Below are 21948 nucleotides of genomic sequence, written 5' to 3' on the forward strand. Positions count from 1 at the left end.
CGACGGCGCCGCCCGCCGGCCGACTCACCGTCCGTCAGAGCGCGGACCGCAGCAGGTCAACGGTCCGTGCCGGGGGCTTGCAATCGGCCCGGGCGACGCGATGATGTCCGGATGGCTGAAGAACTGATCAACTCCGGCGGCGACACCCCCCGCCGCATCGCCGACGGTTACGTCCAGGCCCTGGCCGACCTCGACCCGCTCACCGCGGTCTACCTCGGTCTCAACCCGGAGGACGACCGGCTGCCCGACCTGTCCCCGGCCGGGTCCGAGGCGATCGCCGACCTCGCCCGCCGCACCCTGGCCCGGCTGGACGAGGCCGAGCGGGCCGGCGCCGCCGAGGACGAGGCCGAGCGCCGCTGCGCCCGGCTGCTGCGCGAGCGGCTGACCGCCGAACTCGCCGTCCACGACGCGGGGGAGGAGTACCGCGCGGTGCGCAACCTGGGCTCCCCGGTGCACAACACCCGGGAGGCCTTCACCCTGATGGCCACCGGCACCGAGGCCGAGTGGCAGCTGATCGGCCGTCGGCTGGCCCGGTTCCCGCTGGCGCTGGAGCAGTACCGGCAGACCCTGGCCGAGGGCATCGAGCGTGGTCTGCTGTCCGGCCCGCGCCAGGTGGAGACGGTGGTCGGCCAGTTCGGCGAGTGGCTGGCGGGGGACACCCCCGGCGGATGGTTCGGCGAGTTTGTCCAGGGCGCGCCGGAGGGCGTGCGCGCCGAGCTGACCGGGCACGCGGTGGCCGCCGCCGAGGCGCTGGCCGCGCTGCGCGACTGGATGCGCGACGTCTACGGCCCGGCCACCGCCGGCACCCCGGACACTGTCGGCCGCGAGCGCTACGGCCGCTGGGTGCGCTACTGGACGGGAGCCGACCTGGACCTGGACGAGGCCTACGCCTGGGCCTGGAGCGAGTTCCACGACCTGTTCGCGCAGATGGAGGCCGAGGCCGAGAAGGTCCGCCCGGGCGCCGACCCGATGGCGGCGATGAAGTGGCTGGAGTCGGACGGCCCGGCGATCGAGGGCGCCGAGGCCGCCCGGGAGTACTTGCAGGGCCTGATGGACCAGGCCGTCCGGGACCTCCAGGGCACCCACTTCGACCTGGCCGAGCCGGTCACCCGGGTCGAGTCGCGGATCGCCCCGCCCGGCAGCGCCGCCGCGCCGTACTACACCCAGCCCTCGCTGGACTTCAGCCGCCCCGGGCGGACCTGGCTGCCGGTGCTCGGGGAGGAGCGCTTCCCGGTCTGGGACCTGGTCTCGACCTGGTACCACGAGGGCGTCCCGGGGCACCACCTCCAGCTCGCGCAGTGGGTGTACGTCGCCGACCGGCTCTCCACCTACCAGGTGAGCCTCGGCGGGGTGAGCGCCAACATGGAGGGCTGGGCCCTGTACGCCGAGCGCCTGATGGACGAGCTGGGCTACCTCACCGACCCGGGCCACCGCCTGGGCTTCCTCAACGCCCAGATGATGCGGGCGCTGCGGGTCATCGTCGACATCGGCATGCACGTCGGCCTGGACTTCCCGGCGGACTCCCCGTACCGGCCGGGCGAGCCGGTGAGCCCGGAGCACGCGCGGGACTTCTTCGGCCGCTACTGCGGGCTGTCCGCGGACTTCCTGGACAGCGAGCTGGTCCGCTACCTGGGCATGCCCGGCCAGGCGATCGGCTACAAGCTGGGCGAGCGCGCCTGGCTGCGCGGCCGGGCGGCGGCGCGGGCGGCGCACGAGGCGCGCGGCGAGGAGTTCGACCTCAAGGCCTGGCACATGGCGGCGCTCTCGCAGGGCTCGCTGGGGCTGGACGACCTGGTCGCGGAGCTGTCGGCACTCTGAGGGGCGGGTGCGGGGCCAGGGGTCCGGGACTCGGTCGCGAGTCCCGGAGCCTGGTTCTCCGGTCCGGTGAGGGTTCGAGGCGCCCGTCCTCGATACGCTCTTCGCGCGCGTCCGACACTCCCGGCCCGGTGACCTTTTCTCATCGAGCTCCAAGCCTGCGGTAACGACCCTTCCAGGCTGAGGCGTCATAGTCACTGATCGAACGAGACGCCATCGACCACGGCAGGAGAGACAGGCATGGGCCAGCACCGCCGTCACGGGTCGCGCCGCCACCGTCTGCTGGCCCCCGCGCTGTTCACCGCGCTGTCCGCCGTCGTGGTGGCCACGGCGGTGGCCGGAACGCACGGGTTCAGCCTGGCCGACGCCACTGCCGCCGGGAAGGAGGCGCGCAGCACCCGGGCCGTCGCCCCCGCCCCGGCGACCTCCCCGGCCGCCACCACGGCGGCGCCCGCCTCGCCCGCCCCGGCCGCGGACACCACCCCGAGCGGCAGCCCGACCCCGACGCCGACCCCCACCGACAGCCCGTCGGCCACCGCCTCCGCCGCCCCCGCCGTGCACAGCGCCGTCCTGGGGACGACCGCCCCCGCCCCCGCCGACGCCCGGGAGACCGCCACTGTCGGCGCCCTGTTCAGCGGTTCGGTCGCGCCCGGCAACCACTTCTGCACCGCCAGCGTGCTGCACAGCGCCACCGGCAACCTGTTGCTGACCGCCGCGCACTGCCTCACCAGCACCGACGGCGTGACGTTCGCGCCCGGCTACCGGGACGGCTCCGCCCCGTACGGCACCTGGCGGGTGACCGCGGTGCACACCGCCTCCGGCTGGTCCCAGAAGGGCGACGTGGACGAGGACTTCGCGATCCTGGAGACCGCCCCCAACAACGGCCGCAACGTCGAGGACGTGGTCGGCGGCAACAAGCTGGGCACCGACGAGCCCTTCGGCGCCAGCGTCCGCCTCTACGGCTACCCCGCCGACGCCGAGGAGCCCAACCTCTGCGCCAACACCACCGCCCAGGAGAGCGCCTACCAGCGGGTCATCCAGTGCCCGTCCTACCCGGGCGGCACCAGCGGCGGCCCGTGGATCAACACCGCCACCGGCGACGTGGTCGGCGCCATAGGCGGGTATCAGCAGGGCGGCGACACCGACGACACCTCGTACAGCGCCTACTTCGACCACACCATCACCGACCTGTACAACCAGGCCGAGGCCGACGCCTCCTGAGCCGCCCGGTCCGACGGCCCCGCCCTCCCCGGGCGGGGCCCGCAGAACCGCGCCCGGACATGACGAAGGCCCAGATCCGTGGATCAACTCCACTGATCTGGGCCTCAGTTGCACTTCCTGCGAAGTGCCCCCGGTAGGATTCGAACCTACGCACCCGCCTCCGGAGGGCGGTGCTCTATCCCCTGAGCTACGGGGGCCTACTGGTCTGTCGGCCACTCGCGCGTTCCGACGTGATGAACACTACCAGGCTTCGCGGGCGGTCCGTGCACGGGTTTCCGGAAAGATCGCCGGGGCGGCGCCCGCAGGCCCGGCGGGCGGAAGTGCCCAAAGGCCGGACGGGGCGGCGGGGCCGCCGATACCCTCGGTGAGGTGTCGGGAGTGTCCGGGCGGGTCCTCGTGGTGGACGACAGCGAGGTGATCCGCCAGCTGATCAGGGTCAACCTGGAGCTCGAAGGCTTCGAGGTGGTGACCGCCGCCGACGGCGCCGAGTGCCTGGAGGTCGTCCGCCGGGTGAAGCCCGACGTGGTGACCCTGGACGTGATGATGCCGCGGCTGGACGGCCTGCGGACGGCGGCCCGGTTGCGCGCGACCCCGGACACCAGCGGGCTGCCGATCGCGATCGTGAGCGCCTGCACCCCGGCGGACCTCGATCTGGGGGAGGCGGTCGGCGTGGACGGCTACCTCGGCAAGCCCTTCGATCCCGCCGACCTGGTGGCCCTGGTCCGGCGCCTGATGCGGGCCGGGGAGCGGCCCGCCGCGTTTCGCCCTGAGCGAACAGAGCGCACCGATCGCGGCTGACACCCCTGGACGGGCGGCGCCGGGGCCCGTCCGGACGTCTCAACCGGCAAACCGGGTGGCGGGCGGGCACCCCGTCTCGCCTACGCTTGGCGTCGTGACCCCCGCAGACCTTTCCCAGGCAATCCAGGCCGCAGTGAGCTCCGCCGTCGAGGCGGGCGAACTGGCCGTCGCCGTGCCCGAGCACGTGACGGTCGAACGGCCCAAGAACCGGGACCACGGCGACTACGCGACGAACGTGGCCCTCCAGCTCGCCAAGGCGGCCGGCAAGCCGCCGCGAGCCGTTGCCGAGGTCCTGGCCGAGCGCCTGCGAGGGATCACCGGCGTCGCCGAGGTCGACATCGCCGGTCCGGGCTTCCTGAACATCACCCTGGACACCGCCACCGCCGGTGCGCTCGCCCGCACCATCGTGGAGGCGGGCGAGGCCTACGGCCGCAACGAGGCCCTCAAGGGCCTGCGGATCAACCTGGAGTTCGTCTCCGCCAACCCGACCGGCCCGATCCACATCGGCGGCGTCCGCTGGGCCGCCGTCGGCGACTCGCTGGCGCGCGTGCTGCGGGCCTCCGGCGCCGACGTCACCACCGAGTACTACCTCAACGACGCCGGTGTGCAGATCACCAAGTTCGCCGCCTCCCTCCAGGCCGCCGCGAACGGCCGCGAGGTGCCCGAGGGCGGCTACGTCGGCGAGTACATCGTCGACATCGCCAAGACGCTCACCGACGCGATCCCGGGCGTGCTCGACCTGCCCGAGGCCGAGCAGCTGGAGGTCTTCCGCACCGAGGGCCTCAAGCTCATGGTCGCCGAGATCAAGCGCTCGATGGACGAGTTCGGCACCCACTTCGACGTGTGGTTCTCGGAGAAGACGCTGCACGACTCCGGCGCCGTCGAGAAGGCCATCGACCGGCTGCGCGAGCAGGGCCACGTCTTCGAGCAGGACGGCGCGGTCTTCCTGCGCACCACCGACTTCGGCGACGACAAGGACCGCGTCCTGATCAAGGCCGACGGCGACAAGACCTACTTCGCCGCCGACGCCGCGTACTACCTGTCCAAGCGGGACCGCGGCGCGGAGGTCGCGCTCTACATGCTGGGCGCCGACCACCACGGCTACGTCAACCGCCTCAAGGCCATCGCGGCCTGCGCGGGCGACGACATGAACCGCAACATCGAGGTGAAGATCGGCCAGTTCGTGAAGATGCTTCGCGACGGCGAAGAGGTCCGCATGTCCAAGCGGGCCGGCAACATCATCACGATCGACGACGTGGTCGAGTGGATCGGCGTCGACGCCGCCCGCTACACCCTGGCGCGCTCCTCCACCGACTCGACGATCACGCTGGACATCGACATCCTGACCAGCCAGACCAACGAGAACCCGGTCTTCTACGTCCAGTACGCCCACACCCGGATGTGCGGTGTGGCGCGCAAGGCCGTCGAGCTGGGCGTGGACAAGGGCACGGCCGAGCAGTTCAAACCCGAACTGCTCGCCACCGAGTGGGAGTCCGACGTGCTCGGCCACCTCGCCGAGTTCCCGCGCGTGCTGGCCACGGCCGGCGAGCTGCGCGAGCCGCACCGGGTCGCCGTCTACCTGGAGAAGCTCGCGGGCAAGTACCACCGCCTGTACGAGAACTGCATGTTCCTGCCCAAGGGCGACGAGGAGCTCACGGACACGCACCGGGCCCGCCTGTGGCTGGTCGAGGCGACGCGCACCGTGCTCGCCAACGGCCTGACGCTCCTGGGCGTGACGGCGCCCGAGCGGATGTAGGAACCACCCCCAAGCGCACATCGGGGGGCGGCTGACGGTCAACGGGGACCGTCCGCCGCCCCTCGCCATAGGTCTCGAAGGAACCCGGACATGAGCGATCGAGTCATCGGTACCGCGCGTGGCGAACGCCCCGCCGAGCGCAGCGAGGTGGGCGCATGAGCCGCTCCGCACACCCCGCGGGCCCCCGCCACGGCGACGTCCTGCCCGAGGGCCACTACCAGGCCCCGCCGGCCGACCTGAACGCGCTCGACCCCAAGGTGTGGTCGCGCACCGTCGCCCGCAACGCCGAGGGCGTGGCCACCGTCGGCGGGATCGACGTCAAGCGGCTGGCGGCCGAGTTCGGCACCCCGGCCTATGTGCTGGACGAGGACGACTTCCGCAGCCGGGCCCGCGCCTGGCGGGACGCCTTCGGCGCCGACGCGGACGTCTACTACGCCGGAAAGGCCTTCCTCTCCAAGGCGATCGTGCGCTGGCTGCACGAGGAGGGCCTCAACCTCGACGTGTGCAGCGTCGGCGAGCTGGCGGTGGCGCTGGCCGCGGGGATGCCGCCGGAGCGGATCGCGCTGCACGGCAACAACAAGGCGCCGGACGAGCTGGAACACGCGGTGAAGACCGGCGTCGGGCACATCGTGGTCGACTCCTACGAGGAGATCGAGCGGCTGGCCGCGATCGCCGCCCGCCAGGGCGTGCGCCAGCAGGTGCTGGTCCGGGTCACCGTCGGCGTCGAGGCGCACACCCACGAGTTCATCGCCACGGCGCACGAGGACCAGAAGTTCGGCCTCTCGCTGAACGGCGGCGCCGCCGCCGAGGCGGTGCGCCGGGTGCTCGGTCACGACAGCCTGGAGCTGCGCGGCATCCACTCGCACATCGGCTCGCAGATCTTCGACATGGCCGGCTTCGAGGTGGCGGCCCGCCGCGTGGTCGGCCTGCTGGCGGGGATCCGGGACGAGTACGGCGTCGAACTGCCCGAGATCGACCTCGGCGGCGGCCTCGGCATCGCCTACACCAGCGAGGACGACCCGCGCGAGCCGGCCGAGATCGCCGCCGCGCTGGCCGAGATCGTCCGCCGCGAGTGCGCCGCCGCACGCCTGAACACCCCCCGGCTGAGCGTGGAGCCGGGCCGGGCGATCGTCGGCCCGACGGCGTTCACCCTGTACGAGGTCGGCACCGTCAAGCCGCTGGAGGGCCTGCGCACCTACGTCAGCGTGGACGGCGGGATGTCCGACAACATCCGCACCGCGCTGTACGACGCCGAGTACTCGGTGGCCCTGGTGTCGCGCACCAGCGACGCCGAGCCGATGCTGGTCCGGGTGGTCGGCAAGCACTGCGAGTCCGGCGACATCGTCGTCCGGGACGCCTTCCTGCCGTCCGACCTGGCCCCGGGCGACCTGATCGCGGTTCCCGCCACCGGCGCCTACTGCCGCTCGATGGCGAGCAACTACAACCACGCCCTCAGGCCCCCCGTGCTCGCCGTCAGGGACGGTGCGGCGCGGGTGATCGTCCGGCGCGAGACGGAGGAGGATCTCCTGCGCCTGGATATCGGATGACGAAATTCTCGTCTCAGATCATGGAACGACCGTAGATCCGTGCGGAAAGTCCCCGAGACTGGTACGGACCGAAGTTCCCGGCGGCACCGGAAAACCGCCGGAAATACCGAAGCACGAAAGAATGCAGAGCGGAGTCGGATGATGCGTACGCGCCCGCTGAAGGTGGCGTTGCTGGGTTGTGGTGTGGTGGGCTCCGAGGTGGCGCGCATCATGACGACGACGGCCGACGACCTCGCCGCTCGCATCGGTGCCCCGGTCGAGCTCGCCGGGATCGCGGTCCGCCGGGCCGGCCGGGTGCGCCCGGGGGTGCCCGAGCACCTGCTCACCACCGACGCCGGGGCCCTGGTCAACCGGGGCGACATCGACGTCGTCGTCGAGGTGGTGGGCGGGATCGAGCCCTCCAAATCGCTGCTCCTGTCGGCCTTCCAGCAGGGCGCCTCGGTGGTCAGCGCCAACAAGGCGCTGCTCGCCAAGGACGGCACCGAACTGCACGCGGCGGCCGCCGAGGCCGGCGTGGACCTGTACTACGAGGCCGCGGTCGCGGGCGCGATCCCGCTGCTGCGCCCGCTGCGCGAGTCCCTCGCCGGGGACAAGGTCAACCGGGTGCTGGGCATCGTCAACGGCACCACCAACTTCATCCTCGACAAGATGGACACCACCGGCGCCGGCTACTCGGAGGCGCTGGAGGAGGCCACCGCGCTCGGCTACGCCGAGGCCGACCCGACCGCCGACGTGGAGGGCTTCGACGCCGCCGCCAAGGCCGCGATCCTGGCCGGCATCGCCTTCCACACCAAGGTCACCGCGGCGGACGTCTACCGCGAGGGCATCACCGAGGTCTCCGCCGCCGACATCGCCTCAGCCAAGGCGATGGGCTGCGTGGTCAAGCTGCTCGCGATCTGCGAGCGGGCCGCCGACGGCGAGTCCGTCACCGCGCGGGTCCACCCGGCGATGATCCCGCTCTCGCACCCGCTGGCCTCCGTCCGCGAGGCGTACAACGCGGTGTTCGTCGAGGCCGAGGCGGCCGGCCGGCTGATGTTCTACGGCCCGGGCGCGGGCGGCTCGCCGACCGCCTCCGCGGTGCTCGGCGACCTGGTCGCGGTATGCCGCAACAAGCTGGCCGGGGCCACCGGTCCCGGGGACTCCGTGTACACCCGGCTGCCCGCCAAGCCGATGGACGAGGTGGTCACCCGTTACCACGTCAGCCTGGACGTGGACGACCGGGCGGGCGTGCTCGCCCAGGTGGCGTCCGTCTTCGCCGAGCACGGCGTCTCCATCGACACCGTGCGCCAGCAGGGCCGCGACGGCGACGCCTCGCTCGTCGTGGTCACCCACCGTGCCACCGACGCCGCGCTGTCGGCGACGGTCGACAAGCTCCGCGCGCTGGACAGCGTGCGGGACGTGGCCAGCATCATGCGGGTCGAAGGGGAATAAGGAACCAGCCATGAACGCCGTTGCCGAGAACGTCGTCCGAGGCGCGCACACCCACCAGTGGCGCGGCCTGATCGAGGAGTACCGGGACCGCCTGCCGGTCACCGCGGCCACCCCGGTGGTCACCCTGCTGGAGGGCGGCACGCCCCTGGTACCCGCCCAGGTGCTCTCCGAGCGCACCGGCTGCGAGGTCTACCTCAAGGTCGAGGGCGCCAACCCGACCGGCTCCTTCAAGGACCGCGGGATGACGATGGCCATCTCCAAGGCCAAGGAGGAGGGCGCGCAGGCCGTCATCTGCGCGTCGACCGGCAACACCTCGGCCTCCGCCGCCGCCTATGCGGTGCGGGCCGGGATGGTCTCCGCGGTGCTCGTGCCCCAGGGCAAGATCGCGCTGGGCAAGATGGGCCAGGCGCTGGTGCACGGCGCCAAGATCCTGCAGGTCGACGGCAACTTCGACGACTGCCTGACGCTGGCCCGCGAACTGTCCGAGAAGTACCCGGTCGCCCTGGTCAACTCGGTGAACCCGGTGCGGATCGAGGGCCAGAAGACCGCGGCCTTCGAGATCGTCGACATGCTCGGCGACGCCCCGGACATCCACGTCCTGCCGGTCGGCAACGCGGGCAACATCACCGCGTACTGGAAGGGCTACCGGGAGTACGCGACCGACGGGATGGCCTCGCGGACCCCGCGGATGTGGGGCTTCCAGGCCTCCGGCTCGGCCCCGATCGTGGACGGCGCGCCCGTCCTCAAGCCGCAGACCATCGCCACCGCGATCCGGATCGGCAACCCGGCCTCCTGGGACTTCGCGCTCGCCGCGCGGGACGAGTCCGGCGGCCTCATCGACAAGGTGACGGACCGTCAGATCCTCTCTGCCTACCGAATGTTGGCCGCACAGGAGGGTGTCTTCGTGGAGCCCGCATCGGCCGCCTCGGTGGCCGGCCTGCTGGCCAAGGCGGAGGCCGGTCTGGTCGACCCGGGCCAGCGGATCGTCTGCACGGTGACCGGCAACGGCCTCAAGGACCCGGACTGGGCGGTGGCCGGCGCGCCGCAGCCGCAGGTCGTCCCGATCGACCCGGAGGCGGCGGCCCGGCGGCTCGGACTGCTCGACTGACGACGGGGTCTGACACTTCGACGGGCCGACCTTTCGGGGGGCGGCCCGTCGAAGTTCTCCAGTGACTCCTTTGTGTCAATTCCGCTGCGCATTCCGATCCGATTCCACCCCTCTCCTTGACGGGGAGGGGTGCGCATTCCGGCCAGAACCGGCAACACACCAGATCGAAGGCCCACGGGGTGTACCACTGGGGAACCTCTCTTCGATACTCTGGGTTCGGCCGTGTGGCACATGCCCCGGGCCCGTCCTGGTGCGGGCCGCGCCGACGACTGTGACCGCCAGGCCCGAGGGGCCCGCGGCCCTTTCCCCACCCTCGCACCGACGACGCGCTCCGCGCCGCCCGATTTCCCCAGGAGAGTCCACCGCATGGCCGGTCCCGCGTTCCGTGCCGCCGCCGTCCGGGTCAGGGTTCCCGCGACCAGCGCCAACCTCGGCCCGGGCTTCGACGCCTTCGGGCTCGCGCTGGGCCTGTACGACGACGTGGTCGTCCGGGTCTCCGACTCCGGCCTCGCCGTCGACATCGCCGGCGAGGGCGCCGAGACGCTGCCCCGGGACGAGCGCCACCTGCTGGTCCGCTCGATGCGGGCCGCGTTCGACCGACTCGGCGGTCAGCCGCGCGGCCTCGAAGTGGTCTGTGCCAACCGGATACCGCACGGCCGCGGCCTGGGTTCCTCCTCGGCCGCCATCTGCGCCGGCATCGTGGCCGCCCGCGCCGTCACCATCGGCGGCCCGTCCGCGCTGGACGACGACGCGCTGCTTGCCCTCGCCTCCGAGCTGGAGGGTCACCCCGACAACGTCGCCGCCTGCCTGCGCGGCAACTTCACCATCGCCTGGACCGACGAGGAGTCGGCCAAGGCGATCGCCCTGGAGCCCTCCGAGCAGGTCGTCCCGGTGGTGTTCGTCCCGGCCGGGGAGGTGCTCACCGAGACCGCCCGCGGCCTGCTGCCGAAGACCGTCCCGCTGGCCGACGCCGCCGTCAACGCGGGCCGTTCCGCACTGCTGGTGGAGGCGCTCACCCGGCGGCCCGAACTGCTCCTCGCCGCCACCGAGGACCGGCTGCACCAGGACTACCGCGCCTCCGCCATGCCGGACAGCGCCGCGCTGGTCGGCGCGCTGCGTGCGGAGGGGGTCCCCGCGGTCATCTCCGGGGCCGGCCCGACCGTACTGGCGCTCACCGACGAGGCGGGCGTCGACAAGGTGCTCTCCTTCGCCGGGCACCACGGCCACGGCGGCGACCCGGCGTTCGCCGCGCACCGGCTGGGCGTCGACCGCACCGGGGCCACCGTGCTCCCGCTGGACGTCTGAGCAGCTGGTTTGGCCCTGCGGCGAGCCGGGCCGTCCGGACACGATTGGCAGGCCCGAGGTCGGGGAATGTCTGAGGGGGTCGGTAGTGTTAATCTCATTGCTGCACCATGTGCCCTCCGGGGCTCGGTGCGCCGCGTCCCGATCCCAGCGCTCCACTGCCGTGGAGCCGCCGCGATGTCCGGGGCGACGATTCTCCGGGAGCCCACCGCAGCGCGTACGCAGCCTGCCTGCGCGACATGCGGCCGCATCCCGAAGCCGTGACGGCACCTGACTCCCACCCGCGGCCTCCCACCTGGAGGCCAGGACGGGCGGAGCGCGGGTCACCGTCACGCGACGGGGGCCCGGGATTCGCAGGCAGCGCGGGGGCAACGCCCTCTGGGGAGGTCGACACTCGACCGGCCCACGCGCCACCCAGCACCACCGTGCTTCACGCACCGCACCTCGCAGCTCTCCCTCGACGGGCTCCCGCCATTCGAGGGACCACCGCCTCGGACCGACGCAGTCGAGCGTTGGTCAGGACAGCACAACCGGTCGCCGAGCCAGACAGGCCGACGTCCGCTCCAGGGAAGGACCCTTAGTGAGCGACTCCACCGATCTGATGGGCGCGCGCCCGGACGCCGATGCGTCGGACGCGTCCGCCGCCCCCGCCGCCCCGCGCCGCCGTCGCAGTGCCGCCGCGGGCCTGGACGGCATGGTCCTGGCCGAGCTGCAGAAGCTCGCCGCGGACCTGGGCATCACCGGCACCGGACGCATGCGCAAGAGCCAGCTGATCGAGACCATCAAGGAGAAGAGCGGCGGGGACCCGCTGCTCGCCGCCGGTGGCGCCCCGGCCGCCAAGCGCACCGCCGCCAAGGCGGACGCCGAGGCCCCGGCCGAGAAGCCGGCCCGCCGCAGCAAGGCCGCAGCCGCCGCTGCCGCGGCCCCGGCCGCCGAGGCGCAGGCCCAGATCGAGATCCCGGTCCAGGCCGCCGCCGAGACCGCCGCACCGGCCCGGGCCGAGCGCACCCGCCGCCGCGCCACCTCGGCCGCCGGCGCCCCCACCGCCCCGGCCGCCGAGGCCGTCGCCGAGGCCGCCACCGTCGCGGTGGCCGAGCCCAAGCAGGCCGAGCGTCCGGCCGAGACCCGCGGCTTCGAGGGCCGCGAGGAGGGTCGCGAGACCCGTCGTGACCGCCGCGAGCGCCGTGACCGCCGCGAGACGGGCGAGCGCACCGAGCGCGCCGAGCGCCAGGACGGCGCCGAGGCCCAGGCCGGCCAGGACAGCGAGGGTCGCGAGTCGCGTCGCGACCGCCGCAACCGCCGCGAGCGCGCCGACCGCCAGGGCGGCCAGCAGGGCCAGCAGCAGGGCCAGGGCGACGGCCAGCAGCGCCGCGAGGGCGGCCAGCAGGCCCAGCAGCCGCAGGCCCAGCAGGGCGGCTACGACGACGACGAGTTCGGCGAGGGCCGTCGGGGCCGTCGCGGCCGTTACCGCGACCGTCGGGGCCGTCGCGGCCGCGAGGGCTTCGAGACCGGCGCCGTCGAGCCGCAGATCGGCGAGGACGACGTCCTGATCCCGGTCGCGGGCATCCTCGACATCCTCGACAACTACGCGTTCGTCCGCACCTCCGGCTACCTGCCGGGCCAGAACGACGTCTACGTCTCGCTCGCCCAGGTCCGCAAGAACGGCCTGCGCAAGGGTGACGCCATCACCGGTGCGGTGCGCCAGCCGCGTGAGGGCGAGCGCCGCGAGAAGTTCAACGCCATGGTGCGGCTGGACTCCGTCAACGGCATGGACCCGGAGACCGGCCGCGGCCGCCCCGAGTTCAACAAGCTCACCCCGCTCTACCCGCAGGAGCGGCTGCGCCTGGAGACCGACCCGGGCGTGCTGACCACCCGGATCATCGACCTGGTGTCGCCGATCGGCAAGGGCCAGCGAGGCCTGATCGTGGCGCCGCCGAAGACCGGCAAGACCATGGTGCTCCAGGCGGTCGCCAACGCGATCACCCACAACAACCCCGAGTGCCACCTGATGGTCGTCCTGGTCGACGAGCGTCCGGAAGAGGTCACCGACATGCAGCGGTCGGTGAAGGGCGAGGTCATCTCCTCGACCTTCGACCGCCCGGCCGAGGACCACACCACCGTCGCCGAGCTGGCCATCGAGCGCGCCAAGCGCCTGGTGGAGCTGGGCCACGACGTGGTCATCCTGCTGGACTCGATCACCCGCCTGGGCCGCGCCTACAACCTGGCGGCGCCGGCCTCCGGCCGCATCCTGTCCGGCGGTGTCGACTCGACCGCGCTGTACCCGCCGAAGAAGTTCTTCGGTGCCGCGCGCAACATCGAGAACGGCGGCTCGCTGACCATCCTGGCCACCGCGCTGGTCGAGACCGGCTCGCGCATGGACGAGGTGATCTTCGAGGAGTTCAAGGGCACCGGCAACATGGAGCTCAAGCTCGACCGGAAGCTCTCGGACAAGCGCATCTTCCCGGCCGTCGACGTGGACGCCTCCAGCACCCGCAAGGAGGAGATCCTGCTCGGCAGCGAGGAGTTGGCCATCGTCTGGAAGCTGCGCCGGGTGCTGCACGCGCTCGACTCGCAGCAGGCGATCGAGCTGCTCCTGGACAAGATGAAGCAGACCAAGAGCAACGCCGAGTTCCTGATGCAGATCGCCAAGACCACCCCCGGCTCCGGCGACTGACCGCAGCCGGACGGCTGACGGAGCACGGAACCCCGGATCGCGCGAGCGGTCCGGGGTTCCGTGCGTCCGGGGCCGCCCTGTTCCAGAGTTGGGACACCTTGGCACTATTTGATCTTCTTGTCCGATTTACTCTGGATCGTATGGCCGTGCACAAGAGGGTCCCGGGTCGCCGCCGCAAGGTCCTGCGGGTGGCCGCCTGCGCGTTCGTCGCGCTCGTCGTCGTCGGCGGCGGGGCGGCCGGGTGGGCGTACCTGAAGCTCGACGGCAACCTCAGGAGCGTCGACATCGACTCCCGCCTCGGCGACGCCCGGCCCCCGGCCGCCACCGACGGCTCCTTCAACATCCTGGTGCTGGGCTCCGACTCGCGGGTCGGCGAGAACGGTGACCTGGCCGGCGGGAGCACCGGCGACTCCGCCCGCTCCGACACCGCGATGGTGGTGCACATCAGCCAGGACCACTCCCGGGCCTCGATCGTCTCGATCCCGCGCGACACCCTGGTCGACCGCCCCCAGTGCACGGACGGCGCCGGCAAGGCCGTCCCGGCCGCCGAGCGCGCCATGTACAACAGCGCCTTCGAGACCGGCGGCGCGGCCTGTGCGGTCAAGACCACCGAGCAGCTCACCGGGCTGCGGATGGACCACTACCTCCAGGTGGACTTCGCCGGCTTCGCCCGGGTCGTGGACTCGATAGGCGGGGCCACCGTGAGCACCGCGGTGGCCATCCAGGACAAGGACAGCGGGCTCGACCTGCCCGCCGGGCAGCACCACCTCGACGGACAGCAGGCGCTCGCCTTCGTGCGAACCCGGCACGGCGTCGGCGACGGCAGCGACCTCGGCCGGATCGAGCTGCAGAAGCAGATGGTCAAGTCGCTGCTCCAGCAGGCCGGCGGGATCGGACTGTTCTCCGACCCGGTCAAGCTGTGGTCGATCGGCGACACCATGACGAAGAGCATCACCGCCGACTCCGCGCTCGGCTCGGTGAACTCCCTGGTGGGGCTGGTGCAGGAGCTCAAGGGGATCGGGCCGGACCGGCTGACCATGGTCACCCTGCCGGTGATGACCGCCCCCACCGACTCCAACCGGGTGGTCGAGCAGCAGCCGCAGGCCGGGAGCGTCTGGGCGGCGCTCAGGGCCGACCAGTCGGTCCCGCGGGCCGTACTCTCCGCCCAGCCCCAGAACCCCGTCCAGGCGGTGCCCACGGGCCCGGCGCAGGCCCCGACGGGCCCCACGGGCGTCCACGAACGCCTCCCCTAGAGCCGCCGCCCGCTGGGACGCCGACGGGAGGCCGCCGGCCGGCGCCGGCCGGCGCCCGGAATATCCCGGAACGGCACCCGGTTTGGGAAGATGCGGCCGGTCCTGGCAGACTGGTACGTCGGTCCCGGTTCACGTGCGGCACTCCAGTCGCCGACCCGGTGCCCTCCCGAAAACTAGGAGAACCCCTTGAAGTCCAACGTTCACCCGGAGTACGTGGTCACCCGCGTGACCTGCACCTGCGGCGCCGAGTTCACCACCCGCTCGACCGAGACCAGCGGCGAGATCCGCGCCGAGGTCTGCTCGCAGTGCCACCCGTTCTACACCGGCAAGCAGAAGATCCTCGACACCGGTGGCCGCGTGGCCCGCTTCGAGGCCCGCTTCGGCAAGCAGCACAGCGCGAAGGCCTAGCGCTCCCTCGGCGCCGGTTCCCGGTGCCCCCGTACTCGTTGTCGGGGGCGCTGGGGGCCGGCGCCGTTCGCGTCCCAGCGCGCGGTCCACAGCTCCACCGTTCCGACCCCCCACACGTTCCGAGTCCCCGGGAAGAAGGCCCCCCATGTTCGAGGCAGTCGAAGAGCTCCTCGTCGAGCACGCCGACCTCGAAACGAGGCTGGCCGACCCGTCCGTCCACGCGGACCAGAACAACGCCCGCAAGCTGGCCAAGCGGTACGCCGAGCTGACCCCGATCACCCGGGTCTACCGGCAGTGGCGGCAGGCCGGCGAGGACATCGAGGCCGCGCGCGAACTCGCCGCCGAGGAGCCGGAGTTCCTCTCCGAGGTGAAGGACTCCGAGGCGCGCCGCGACGAGCTGACCGAGGAACTGCGGCTGCTGCTCGTCCCGCGCGACCCGAGCGACGACAAGGACGTCATCCTGGAGATCAAGGCGGGCGAGGGCGGCGAGGAGTCCGCGCTGTTCGCCGGCGACCTGCTCCGGATGTACCTGCGCTACGCCGAGCGGATCGGCTGGAAGACCGAGATCATCGACTCCAACGAGTCCGACCTCGGCGGCTACAAGGACGTCTCGGTGGCCGTGAAGACCAAGGGCAACGCCGAACCCGGCCAGGGCGTCTGGGCCCGGCTGAAGTACGAGGGCGGCGTGCACCGCGTGCAGCGCGTCCCCGCCACCGAGTCCCAGGGCCGCATCCACACCTCCGCGGCGGGCGTGCTGGTCACCCCCGAGGCGGAGGAGGTCGAGGTCGAGATCCTCGCCAACGACCTGCGGATCGACGTCTACCGCTCCTCCGGCCCCGGCGGCCAGTCGGTCAACACCACCGACTCCGCGGTCCGGATCACCCACCTGCCGACCGGTATCGTGGCGTCCTGCCAGAACGAGAAGAGCCAGCTGCAGAACAAGGAGCAGGCGATGCGCATCCTGCGTTCGCGGCTGCTGGCCGCCGCGCAGGAGGAGGCCGAGCGCGAGGCCTCGGACGCGCGTCGCAGCCAGGTCCGCACGGTGGACCGCTCCGAGCGGATCCGGACGTACAACTACCCGGAGAACCGCATCTCGGACCACCGCACGGGGTTCAAGGCGTACAACCTGGACCAGGTCCTGGACGGCGACCTGAACGCGGTGATCCAGTCCTGCGTCGACAAGGACGCGGCGGCCAAGCTCGCCGCGGCCCAAGAGAACTGAGACCGGCGCGCCCCAGCCCGACGCAAGCCTGAAGCCGGAGCGCAGAAACAAGAGGTCGTACGGATGAACCTGCTGCTCGCGGAGGTGGCCCAGGCCACCCAGCGGTTGGCCGCGGCCGGCGTGCCGTCGCCGCGCTTCGACGCGGAGGAACTCGCCGCCTACGTCCACCGCGTCAAGCGCAGCCAGCTGCACACGGTGAAGGACGCCGACTTCGACGCCCGCTACTGGGAGGCGGTCTCGCGCCGCGAGGCGCGCGAGCCGCTGCAGCACATCACCGGGCGGGCGTTCTTCCGCTACCTCGAACTGGAGGTCGGCCCCGGGGTGTTCGTGCCCCGGCCGGAGACCGAATCGGTCGTCGAGTGGGCGATAGACGCGGTGCGCGACATGGACGTCGCCGAGCCGCTGGTGGTCGACCTGTGCTCCGGCTCCGGCGCCATCGCGCTCGCCCTGGCCCAGGAACTCCCGCGCTCCACCGTGCACGCCTTCGAACTCGACGAGGGCGCGCTGGAGTACACCCGGCGCAACATCGAGGCCAGCCCGGACCGGGCCAGGGTCACCCTGCACGCCGGGGACGCCACCAAGGCCTTCGAGGACGACCGCTCCTGGGACGGCCGCTTCGACCTGGTCATCTCCAACCCGCCGTACATCCCGCTCACCGAGTGGGAGTACGTCGCGCCCGAGGCCCGCGACCACGACCCGCAGATGTCCCTGTTCTCCGGCGAGGACGGCCTGGACACCATCCGCGGCATCGAGCGGGTCGCCGCCCGGCTGCTGCGCCCGGGCGGCGCGGTGGTGATCGAGCACGCCGACCAGCAGGGCGGCCAGGTGCCGTGGATCTTCAACGAGGAACGCGGCTGGACGGACACCGCCGATCACCGCGACCTGAACAACCGGCCGCGCTTCACGACCGCCCGAAGGGTCGGGTCGTGAACAGTCGAGCGCGGTACGACCGCCCGAAGGGTCGGGTCGTGAACAGTCGAGCGCGGTACGACCGCCCGAAGGGTCGGGTCGTGACCATCGAACGCGGCGCGACCGCGCGCAAGGCCGCGCCGTGAAGACCGCTGTGAACGTCATGAGTCATTTCGGAAGGGGACCGCACCGATGAGCCGCCGCTACGACTGTGCCGACGCCGGGGACCGCGCCACCGGCCTGCGCGAGGCCGCCTCGGCCATCCGCCGCGGCGAACTCGTCGTGCTGCCCACCGACACCCTCTACGGCGTCGGTGCGGACGCCTTCTCCCCGGAGGCCGTCGGTGAGCTGCTGGCCGCCAAGGGCCGCGGCCGCACCATGCCCTCGCCCGTCCTGGTCGGCTCGCCGACCACCCTGCACGGCCTGGTCACCGACTTCTCCGAGCAGGCCTGGGAGCTGGTCGACGCCTTCTGGCCCGGCGGCCTCACCCTGGTCGCCCGGCACCAGCCCTCACTGCGCTGGGACCTCGGCGAGACCCGCGGCACCGTCGCCGTCCGGATGCCGCTGCACCCGGTCGCCATCGAGCTGCTGAACACCACCGGCCCGCTCGCCGTCTCCAGCGCCAACAGGACCGGCGGGCCGTCCCCGGCGACCTGCGACGAGGCGCAGGCCCAGCTCGGCGACGCGATCTCGGTCTACCTGGACGGCGGGCAGGCCGACCACGCCACCGCCTCGTCCATCGTCGACGTGACCGGCAAGGTGCCGGTCCTGCTGCGGGCCGGCGCGATCAGCCTCGAGCAGCTGAGGGAGGTCGTCCCCGACCTGGAGGCCGGAAGTTGACGCCCACCGCCTCGCTCCACGACAGGCCCGGCATAGCGCCGTACCTGAGCGTGGGCCCCAGGCCGCTGGACCACTTCCGGATCCTGTTCGTCTGCACCGGGAACATCTGCCGCTCGCCGATAGCCGAGCGGCTCACCCGGCGTGAGCTGGACACCCGGCTCAGCCCCCGGGTGGCCGGCCGGATCCTGGTCGAGAGCGCCGGCACCTGGGGCCACGTGGGCGCGCCGATGGAGGACCACGCCGCGACCGTGCTCGACGAGTACGGCGCCGACAGCGGCGGCTTCACCGGCCGGGAGTTGCTGGACGAGCACGTGGTCGAGGCCGACCTGGTGCTCACCGCGACGCTGGACCACCGCGCCCAGGTGATCTCGATGGGCCACGAGGCGGGGCTGCGCACCTTCACGATGAAGGAGTTCACCCGACTGGTACGGACGATCGACCCGGGCACCCTGCCGGACCCGCGGCGCGGCGCCGACGTCACCGAGCGGGCCCGCGCCCTGGTCCGGGCGGCCGCCGCGCTGCGCGGCTGGCTGCTGGCCGCGACCCCGGAGTCCGACGAGGTGGACGACCCGTACGGGGCTCCGATCGGCATGTTCCGCAACTGCGGCGAGGAGATATTCCACGCGGTCGACCCGGTGGTCACCGCGCTCACCGGCGTCCAGGCGCCGTCCTAAGGGGCTGTCCGGGTCCCCTTGGGGCCCGAACGGCCCTGTGCCGCCGAGCCGGGCGGCCGAGACGGTCCTACGCTGGGTGGACCGTCCCTGCAGCGCCCGGGAGCCCTGCCATGACCGTCACCGATGCCGCGACCGGCCCGACCGCGACGACGAGGGGGCGCCCGTGGGCGTCCGAGGCGCTGCACCGGGCGGATCCGCAGATCGCCGACCTGCTGGCCGCCGAGGCCGAGCGGCGCGCCGAGACGATCCAGCTGCTGGCGGGGGAGAACCTGACCAGCCCGGCCGTCCTGGCGGCGCTGACCGGGCCGCTGATCGACAAGTACGCCGAGGGCTACCCCGGCCGCCGGCACCACACCGGCTGCGCGCTGGCCGACGCCGCGGAGCTGCTGGCGATCGACCGGGCCCGCCAGCTGTTCTCCGCCCCGCACGCCAACGTCCAGCCCAGGTCAGTGACTTCGGCGATGCTGGCGGCCTACGCGGCGCTGCTGCGGCCCGGTGACGGGGTGCTGGCGATGTCGCTGGAGCACGGCGGCCACCTCAGCTGCGGCTCGCGGGCCAACTTCTCCGGCCGCTGGTTCGACTTCACCGGCTACGGAGTGCGCGAGGGCGACGGCCTGATCGACCTCGACCAGGTGCGGGAGCTGGCCCGGCTGCACCGTCCCAAGGCGATCGTGGCGGGTTCGATCTCCCACCCCCGGCACCCGGACTGGGAGGCCTTCCGGGAGATCGCCGACGAGGTGGACGCCTATCTGATCGCCTCGGTCGCGCAGACCACGGGCCTGGTCGCGGCCGGGGTGGCGCCCTCCCCGGTGCCCTACGCGGACGTCACGGTGGCGGCCACCCACAAGCTGCTGCGCGGCCCGCGCGGGGGCCTGCTGCTGTCCACCGCGGAGCTGGCCGAGCGGATCGACCGGGCGGTGTTCCCGTTCAGCCAGGGCGGCGCGGCGATGAACGAGGTGGCCGGCAAGGCGGTGGCCCTGGCGGAGGCCGGGACGCCCGCCTACCGCGCGTACGCGGAGCGGGTGGTGTCCGGGGCGCAGGAGCTCGCCAGGGGGCTCGCAGAGGCCGGAATGCGCCCTCTGACGGGCGGCACCGACACCCACCTGGTGACCGCCGACGTGAGCCCGCTCGGCGTGACCGGTGCGGAGGCCGAACGGCGCTGCGCCGCGGCCGGGTTGCTGCTCGGCAAGTGCGCACTTCCGTACGACCCGGTGCCGCCCGCCGAGGCCTCCGGGATCCGACTGGGCACGGGCACCGTGACCAGCCAGGGGATGGGCGCGGCGGAGCTGGCCGAGATCGCCGGGCTGATCGCCCGGCTGCTGTCCGGGCAGGCGCCCGCGCCGGTCGCGGAGCGGGTCCGGGAGCTGGCGGCGGCCTTCGCCCAGCGGGACTGAGGGGCGTGGGCGCGCGCCGGGGAGCGGACCGGTCGCGGGGTGCCGCGCACGGGTATCGGGATCTCCTACCCGGGAGAGCGAACCGCGATGCACGTCCCGGGCGTCCGACTCAATAAGGTGTGTGCCGTGGCGACGCACCTCGAACCCCGGGAAGGCAGGGGAGTACCTTCGGTACTTCCCCGTTCGACAGTGATGCAGGAGGCCAGTGGTGCGTGAGTATCTGCTGGTGCTGTTCTGCACCGCCGCCGTCACCTACCTGCTGACCGGTCCGGTCCGCAAGTTCGCCATCGCGGCCGGCGCGATGCCCCCGGTCCGCGCCCGCGACGTGCACCGCGAGCCCACTCCGCGGCTCGGCGGCATCGCGATGTTCGGCGGGCTGTGCGCGGGCATCCTGGTCGCCTCGCAGCTGGACAACCTGAGCAAGGTCTTCAACGGGGGCAGTGACATCCGCGCGCTGCTGTCCGGCGCCGGGATCATGTTCCTGCTGGGTGTGCTCGACGACAAGTGGGGCGTGGACGCCCTGGTGAAGCTCGGCGGCCAGATGATCGCCGCCGGTGTGATGGTGTGGCAGGGCGTCACGGTGATCACCCTCCCGGTGCCCGGCGTCGGCCCGGTGGCGGTGAGCCCGACCCAGGGCATGGTCATCTCGGTGACCCTGGTCGTCGTCATGGTCAACGCGGTCAACTTCATCGACGGTCTGGACGGCCTGGCGGGCGGCATGGTCTGCATCGCCGCGATGGCGTTCTTCCTGTACAGCTACCGGCTCTGGTACGGCTACGCGATCACGGACGCGGCCCCCGCGGTGCTGTTCAGCGTGCTGCTGATCGGCATGTGCCTGGGCTTCCTGGCGCACAACATGCACCCCGCGCGGATCTTCATGGGCGACTCGGGCTCGATGATGCTGGGCCTGATGCTGGCCGTCGCCGCGATCTCGATCACCGGCCGGGTCGACCCGGACCTGATCAACAGCGAGACCGGTTCGCAGACCGCCACCGTGCACACCCTGGTGCCGATCTACATCCCGCTGCTGCTGCCGCTGACGGTCATCGCGCTGCCGCTGGCCGACCTGCTGCTCGCGGTGGTGCGCCGCACCTGGGCCGGGCAGTCCCCGTTCGCCGCCGACAAGCGCCACCTGCACCACCGGCTGCTCCAGGTCGGGCACTCGCACAGCCGCGCCGTACTGATCATGTACTTCTGGGCCGCGCTGATCGCCTTCGGCACCGTCGCCTTCTCGGTGACCAACACCGGCCGCACGGTGGTGCTGACCCTCGCCGGGCTCTGCCTGGTCGGCCTGGTGGTGCTGCTGACCCCGCGGTTTCGCCCGCGGGCCCCGCGGGCGGTGCAGTCCTTCGTCCCGCCGCGGTACCGGCGGCGGTCCGCCGCGGCCCCGATGGCTGAACTGTCGGCAAAGGACAAGCAACTTCTCGGTGAAGCCAGCCGGGGCCCGGCCGCGCGCTCAGACCACCACGGGGCCACCGGCCGCCGCTGACAGAACAGTTGAAGGTACGTCAAATGGGCTCACCCGTACGGCGGAACCGCTGGGCCGTCGGTGTGACAGGAGCCACACATTCATGGTAAAGCTCTCATCAAATAGTT

Annotated in this window: 17 protein-coding genes and 1 tRNA gene; 17 read left to right on the forward strand and 1 reads right to left on the reverse strand. The window is 72.5% G+C overall.

Going from position 1 to position 21948, the window contains the following annotated elements; all coding sequences use genetic code 11:
* Positions 1–111 precede the first annotated feature (111 nt).
* Together ACH4J0_RS22615 and ACH4J0_RS22620 are read left to right on the forward strand one after the other, a co-directional pair.
* The gene (locus ACH4J0_RS22615) at positions 112–1818 is read left to right on the forward strand and encodes a DUF885 domain-containing protein (protein WP_396242312.1); all 1707 of its coding nucleotides are present in this window, start codon (positions 112–114) and stop codon (positions 1816–1818) included.
* A 237-nt stretch (positions 1819–2055) separates the two neighbouring features.
* Positions 2056–3036, forward strand: a complete 981-nt coding sequence (locus ACH4J0_RS22620) for a trypsin-like serine peptidase (RefSeq protein WP_396242313.1) — start codon at positions 2056–2058, stop codon at positions 3034–3036.
* 125 nt (positions 3037–3161) lie between these two features.
* Here ACH4J0_RS22620 and ACH4J0_RS22625 read toward each other — a convergent pair.
* A tRNA-Arg gene (locus ACH4J0_RS22625) sits at positions 3162–3233 on the reverse strand.
* Positions 3234–3414: 181 nt separating this feature from the next.
* Between ACH4J0_RS22625 and ACH4J0_RS22630 the strand changes: the two genes are divergently transcribed.
* The 15 genes from ACH4J0_RS22630 to ACH4J0_RS22700 all read left to right on the forward strand — a co-directional run bounded on the left by ACH4J0_RS22630 (position 3415) and on the right by ACH4J0_RS22700 (position 21841).
* Positions 3415–3834 (forward strand): response regulator, encoded by a 420-nt coding sequence (locus ACH4J0_RS22630; protein ID WP_396242379.1) that lies wholly within the window; start codon positions 3415–3417, stop codon positions 3832–3834.
* Between the two features lie 94 nt (positions 3835–3928).
* The gene (argS, locus tag ACH4J0_RS22635) at positions 3929–5590 is read left to right on the forward strand and encodes an arginine--tRNA ligase (RefSeq protein WP_396242314.1); all 1662 of its coding nucleotides are present in this window, start codon (positions 3929–3931) and stop codon (positions 5588–5590) included.
* Positions 5591–5745: 155 nt separating this feature from the next.
* Positions 5746–7137: a diaminopimelate decarboxylase gene (lysA, locus tag ACH4J0_RS22640; protein ID WP_396242315.1), complete on the forward strand. Its 1392-nt coding sequence runs from the start codon at positions 5746–5748 to the stop codon at positions 7135–7137.
* 138 nt (positions 7138–7275) lie between these two features.
* On the forward strand, positions 7276–8568 hold the full coding sequence (locus ACH4J0_RS22645) for a homoserine dehydrogenase (protein WP_396242316.1): 1293 nt from the start codon (positions 7276–7278) through the stop codon (positions 8566–8568).
* Positions 8569–8578: 10 nt separating this feature from the next.
* Positions 8579–9676, forward strand: coding sequence for a threonine synthase (gene thrC, locus ACH4J0_RS22650; RefSeq protein WP_396242317.1), 1098 nt, complete (start codon positions 8579–8581; stop codon positions 9674–9676).
* 366 nt (positions 9677–10042) lie between these two features.
* Positions 10043–10981: a homoserine kinase gene (thrB, locus tag ACH4J0_RS22655; protein WP_396242318.1), complete on the forward strand. Its 939-nt coding sequence runs from the start codon at positions 10043–10045 to the stop codon at positions 10979–10981.
* A 577-nt stretch (positions 10982–11558) separates the two neighbouring features.
* Positions 11559–13652: a transcription termination factor Rho gene (gene rho / locus ACH4J0_RS22660; RefSeq protein ID WP_396242319.1), complete on the forward strand. Its 2094-nt coding sequence runs from the start codon at positions 11559–11561 to the stop codon at positions 13650–13652.
* 140 nt (positions 13653–13792) lie between these two features.
* A complete protein-coding gene (locus tag ACH4J0_RS22665; RefSeq protein ID WP_396242320.1) occupies positions 13793–14905 on the forward strand; it encodes an LCP family protein in 1113 nt (370 codons plus the stop codon).
* 186 nt (positions 14906–15091) lie between these two features.
* Positions 15092–15313: a 50S ribosomal protein L31 gene (rpmE, locus tag ACH4J0_RS22670; protein WP_030235761.1), complete on the forward strand. Its 222-nt coding sequence runs from the start codon at positions 15092–15094 to the stop codon at positions 15311–15313.
* Positions 15314–15458: 145 nt separating this feature from the next.
* The gene (gene prfA / locus ACH4J0_RS22675) at positions 15459–16535 is read left to right on the forward strand and encodes a peptide chain release factor 1 (protein ID WP_396242321.1); all 1077 of its coding nucleotides are present in this window, start codon (positions 15459–15461) and stop codon (positions 16533–16535) included.
* Between the two features lie 63 nt (positions 16536–16598).
* Complete coding sequence (prmC, locus tag ACH4J0_RS22680) at positions 16599–17465, forward strand: peptide chain release factor N(5)-glutamine methyltransferase (protein WP_396242322.1); 867 nt, start codon at positions 16599–16601, stop codon at positions 17463–17465.
* A gap of 171 nt (positions 17466–17636) precedes the next feature.
* The gene (locus ACH4J0_RS22685) at positions 17637–18284 is read left to right on the forward strand and encodes an L-threonylcarbamoyladenylate synthase (protein ID WP_396242323.1); all 648 of its coding nucleotides are present in this window, start codon (positions 17637–17639) and stop codon (positions 18282–18284) included.
* A 32-nt stretch (positions 18285–18316) separates the two neighbouring features.
* Positions 18317–18958 carry a protein-tyrosine-phosphatase gene (locus ACH4J0_RS22690; RefSeq protein ID WP_396242381.1) on the forward strand — a complete coding sequence of 214 codons (642 nt, stop codon included), beginning with the start codon at positions 18317–18319 and terminating at the stop codon, positions 18956–18958.
* A 110-nt stretch (positions 18959–19068) separates the two neighbouring features.
* Positions 19069–20352, forward strand: coding sequence for a serine hydroxymethyltransferase (gene glyA / locus ACH4J0_RS22695; RefSeq protein WP_396242324.1), 1284 nt, complete (start codon positions 19069–19071; stop codon positions 20350–20352).
* Positions 20353–20560: 208 nt separating this feature from the next.
* On the forward strand, positions 20561–21841 hold the full coding sequence (locus ACH4J0_RS22700) for an MraY family glycosyltransferase (protein ID WP_396242325.1): 1281 nt from the start codon (positions 20561–20563) through the stop codon (positions 21839–21841).
* The last annotated feature ends 107 nt before the right edge of the window (positions 21842–21948 follow it).

The sequence above is a fragment of the Kitasatospora sp. NPDC017646 genome (assembly GCF_044329365.1).
Lineage (GTDB): Bacteria > Actinomycetota > Actinomycetes > Streptomycetales > Streptomycetaceae > Kitasatospora.

Bases quoted from the DNA above. Each gene is read 5' to 3' on its own strand.
- ACH4J0_RS22615 (WP_396242312.1), top strand. From the start codon at position 112: ATGGCTGAAGAACTGATCAACTCCGGCGGCGACACCCCCCGCCGCATC.
- ACH4J0_RS22620 (WP_396242313.1), top strand. From the start codon at position 2,056: ATGGGCCAGCACCGCCGTCACGGGTCGCGCCGCCACCGTCTGCTGGCC.
- lysA (WP_396242315.1), top strand. From the start codon at position 5,746: ATGAGCCGCTCCGCACACCCCGCGGGCCCCCGCCACGGCGACGTCCTG.
- ACH4J0_RS22645 (WP_396242316.1), top strand. From the start codon at position 7,276: ATGATGCGTACGCGCCCGCTGAAGGTGGCGTTGCTGGGTTGTGGTGTG.
- thrC (WP_396242317.1), top strand. From the start codon at position 8,579: ATGAACGCCGTTGCCGAGAACGTCGTCCGAGGCGCGCACACCCACCAG.
- thrB (WP_396242318.1), top strand. From the start codon at position 10,043: ATGGCCGGTCCCGCGTTCCGTGCCGCCGCCGTCCGGGTCAGGGTTCCC.
- ACH4J0_RS22665 (WP_396242320.1), top strand. From the start codon at position 13,793: ATGGCCGTGCACAAGAGGGTCCCGGGTCGCCGCCGCAAGGTCCTGCGG.
- prfA (WP_396242321.1), top strand. From the start codon at position 15,459: ATGTTCGAGGCAGTCGAAGAGCTCCTCGTCGAGCACGCCGACCTCGAA.
- prmC (WP_396242322.1), top strand. From the start codon at position 16,599: ATGAACCTGCTGCTCGCGGAGGTGGCCCAGGCCACCCAGCGGTTGGCC.
- ACH4J0_RS22685 (WP_396242323.1), top strand. From the start codon at position 17,637: ATGAGCCGCCGCTACGACTGTGCCGACGCCGGGGACCGCGCCACCGGC.
- glyA (WP_396242324.1), top strand. From the start codon at position 19,069: ATGACCGTCACCGATGCCGCGACCGGCCCGACCGCGACGACGAGGGGG.